The organism is Pseudomonas sp. WS 5071 (assembly GCF_012985765.1).
In the GTDB taxonomy this organism is placed as follows: domain Bacteria; phylum Pseudomonadota; class Gammaproteobacteria; order Pseudomonadales; family Pseudomonadaceae; genus Aquipseudomonas; species Aquipseudomonas lundensis_A.
Genome location: NZ_JAAQWY010000064.1, coordinates 1 through 3,790, shown reverse-complemented (window position 1 = coordinate 3,790; position 3,790 = coordinate 1). Strand labels below are relative to the sequence as shown.

The window sequence follows — 3,790 nt, the reverse complement described above, 5'->3', positions numbered from 1 at the left end:
TTTGGGGAAGCCATCGTATTGCGCAAATTGACAGAGTGACCGGGGTTGTAATATCAGGGAAAAAGCTACGTTAACTGTTCGCTATGTCTCCGAACAAAGTGTTCGCTATGTCCCCGGTCCATACATAACACCGGCTGAGGGGTATTCAGAATAACGTGTCACGTCATGCTGTTTATTCTGTTTTCTTTAGATGCAACCCGGCTTCTTTACGGGCATCCTTAATAGCGTCCGTATTCATGCAGTATTTGTGTTCGCAATTATTGGTGTAGTTGCACGCGTCAACACAAGGAAAACTGCGCTGGCGATTATCGGCATCTAAAAGCATGCACACATCTGCCGAGTGGCCTTCAATAGTGCCATTTGCGTTAGTATCTTTGCCGAAAAACAAACAGGTCACACTTCCCCCGCCAATGGGCAACATATCGCAGGGTATGCCACCCACTAACACCCATCTACCCTCGCACAATGCAGCCGCCGAAGCCGTCGCGCTGAACATCATGAAAGTAGAAAACAACACACCCAGCGATGCTGAAATAATACGCCTGAACAGATTTTTCGAATTGTTATAGTTCTTCATAAGAATCAACCCAAGTTTCGTTAATAAAATAAACCGTAAAGACCGGTTCATTTATAAAACTACACCCGCGTTTACCCTCGTATTAGGCACCGCCACTGTGCCCTCGGCAGGCACAATAAAAAAGCCCCTGCTTATTAAATAAGGCAGGGGCTTTTTATTCTCGGCGTAATGATGAATCAGGTAGAAGCCGTTTCCAACGCCATGTCCACCGCCTCCGGCCGTTTTATCACGGCGTAGACCACCGCTGTCAGCGCACTGCCCGCCACAATAGCCAGCAAGTACAACAACGCGTGGTTGATGGCATTGGGGATCAACATCACAAACAGCCCGCCATGCGGGGCCATCAACTTGCAGCCGAAGTACATCGACAACGCGCCTGTCAACGCGCCACCCAACACGCTCGCCGGGATCACGCGCAGCGGGTCTTTGGCCGCAAACGGGATCGCACCTTCCGAGATGAAACACATCCCCAGCACCATCGCCGCTTTGCCCGCTTCACGTTCGGTCTGGGCAAACTTGCGACGGGCGATCAGGGTTGCGATGCCCAAACCAATCGGTGGCACCATCCCCGCCGCCATGGTGGCGGCCATTGGTGCGTAACTTTGCGATGCCAACAGCCCGACAGAAAACGCGTACGCCGCTTTGTTGATCGGGCCGCCCAGGTCGACACACATCATGCCGCCCAGCAACACGCCCAGCAGGATCGCGTTGGTGGTGCCCATGCTGTCGAGGAAGTGGGTCAAGCCTTCGAGCATGCCCGCCACCGGCTTGCCCACCACGTAGATCATCACCAGCCCGGTGAACAGGCTGGCGAATAACGGGATGATCAGAATCGGTTTCAACGCCTCCAGGCTTTGCGGCAGGCGCGCGTAGCGGTTGATCGCTTTCGCACAGTAACCGGCTATGAATCCGGCAATGATTCCGCCAATAAAACCTGCCCCCAAGGTGCTGGCCAGTAAGCCACCAATCATGCCCGGCGCTAGGCCAGGACGGTCGGCAATCGAGTAGGCGATGTAACCCGCCAGCAGCGGCACCATCAGCTTGAATGCCGCATCACCGCCAATTTGCATCAAGGCGGCGGCCAATGTGCCGGGTTCTTTGTACGCTGTGATGCCGAACACGAATGACAGGGCGATCAGCAAACCACCCGCCACGACCATCGGCAGCATGAACGACACGCCTGTGAGCAGGTGCTTGTAGACCCCGGCCTTCTCGGCTTTGACAGGCGCCGTAGCGTCCGTCGCCGCGCTTTCCTGACGCGCCTCGCTCAAGGCTTTTTTCAGCGTGGCTTCCGATTGTTTAAGCGCAATGCCTGTGCCGCAGCGGTAGATCTTTTTGCCCGCGAAACGCTCGGTCGGCACCTCAATATCCGCAGCCAGCAAGACGACGTCGGCATCACGGATGGCCTGAGCACTGAGCGGGTTTCTGGCCCCTACCGAGCCCTGGGTCTCGACGAGCAGGTCATAGCCCAGTCGTTTGGCCGCTTGCTGCAAGGCTTCAGCGGCCATGAAGGTGTGCGCCACACCGGTGGGGCACGCTGTCACGGCGACGATTTTGGGGGCAGGAGCAGGTGCTGCGTCCTTCTCGACGGCATCGGTTGCGGTGTAGACCTGCGCCTCTTCAACGCCCCGACGCAGGATGCCTTCTACATCTTGCAAAGCATGGGCCGGGGCGCTCTGGAATACGCGTTTGCCGATAAAACGTTGCATGTCCAGCGGTGTACTGCTGACCACCAGAATCCACTCGGCCTCGTCGATGGTTGCTGCCGACAATTGGCGTTCCGGGTGCTTGGGGTCATGCACTTCGACACTGGTGCTCCATCCCTGGCGCTGCGCCGCGGCGTCCAGCAATCGGGCGCACAGCACGCTGGTCACCATGCCGTTGGGGCAGCCCGTCACAATGGCTAATTTCATGAGCTTGCCTCTTGTTCTTCTGTCAGGGGATGCACGCAGACATCACGCTCGAGCGTCGCCAGTTGCGCCATATCGCTGATACCAAAACCGATCTGAGTCACCGCCATCGCTGCAATCGCCGTGGCGGTACGCAGGGTCTGTTCAGGGGAATGGCCGCTGAGCAAACCGTGCAGCATGCCGGCCAGCAGCGAGTCTCCGGCGCCTACGGTACTGGCGACGCTGACCTTGGGCGGCAAGGCCTGCCAGGCCGGACCATGGCTGAACCAATTCACGCCCTCAGCCCCTTGTGAAATCACCACGTGCTCGACGCCCTGCGCTTGCAGGCGGGTGGCCGCAGCGACTTGCGACGCCAGGCTGCTGATATCGGCGCCCAGCGCATCGCTCAGTTCCTCGGTGTTGGGTTTGATCAACCACGGGCCCGCGTTCAAACCTTGCTTGAGGGCTTGCCCACTGGTGTCCAGAATCACTTTCAAGCCCAGGGCCTTGAGCCGTAATAGCAGCTGATACAGCCACTGCGGGCTGATGCCTCGCGGCAAACTGCCCGCCACCACGACGGCGTCATGACTGGCGGCAATCTGGTCGAGCTTGTCGATCAAGGCTTGCTGCGCCGCCTCACTGACCTGCGGGCCCGGCCCGTTGATGTCGGTGACACGGCCATCGTCTTCGGCCAGTTTGATATTGCTGCGGGTTTCACCGGGCACGCGAATAAAGGCATCGACAAAACCGCGACGGGCGAACAGCGCGTTGAAGGCTTGTTGATTGTCTTCACCCAGAAAACCGCTCACGGTGAGTTTGTGGCCCAAATCAGCCAACACCTGCGCCACGTTGACGCCTTTGCCGGCCGCGTGGGTCAGCATCGCCTGGCTGCGATTGACGTCACCGGGCTGCAAGTGCGACACGCGCACCGTCAAGTCCAGTGCCGGGTTGAGGGTAAGGGTCAGAATCTTGGCCATCAGAGCGCTTCCACCAATTGACGTACTTCGTCCGGGCTGCCCACGGCCAACGCATCGCCAGCCAGGGTTTTGAGACGGTCCATGCTCAGTTCACGCACGCGTGCCTTGACCTCGGGAATGCTGCGCGCCGACACGCTCAGCTCATCGACACCCAGCCCGACCAGCACAGGAACAGCCAGCGGATCGGCCGCCAATTCGCCGCACACCCCCACCCACTTGCTGTATGGACCGGGGACATAGCGAACACTTTGTTCGGAGACATAGCGAACAGTTAACGTAGCTTTTTCCCTGATATTACAACCCCGGTCACTCTGTCAATTTGCGCAATACGATGGCTTCCCCAGAAG

At 58.2% G+C, this 3,790-nt stretch carries 3 protein-coding genes and 1 pseudogene; all 4 read right to left on the bottom strand.

Annotation, left to right across the window (positions count from 1 at the left end):
* Window positions 1-172: 172 nt before the first annotated feature.
* Entirely contained in the window at window positions 173-577 is a 405-nt protein-coding gene (locus HBN61_RS22100) for a hypothetical protein (RefSeq protein ID WP_170047910.1), read from the bottom strand.
* A 176-nt stretch (window positions 578-753) separates the two neighbouring features.
* A complete protein-coding gene (locus HBN61_RS22095; protein ID WP_170047909.1) occupies window positions 754-2,490 on the bottom strand; it encodes a PTS fructose-like transporter subunit IIB in 1,737 nt (578 codons plus the stop codon).
* On the bottom strand, window positions 2,487-3,443 hold the full coding sequence (gene pfkB, locus HBN61_RS22090; RefSeq protein WP_170047908.1) for a 1-phosphofructokinase: 957 nt from the start codon (window positions 3,441-3,443) through the stop codon (window positions 2,487-2,489). Before pfkB ends, HBN61_RS22095 begins: the two co-directional genes overlap by 4 nt.
* Window positions 3,443-3,667, bottom strand: a pseudogene (locus tag HBN61_RS22085) (putative PEP-binding protein); the annotation flags it as partial. The gene pfkB and the pseudogene HBN61_RS22085, both read right to left, overlap by 1 nt.
* Between the last annotated feature and the right edge of the window lie 123 nt (window positions 3,668-3,790).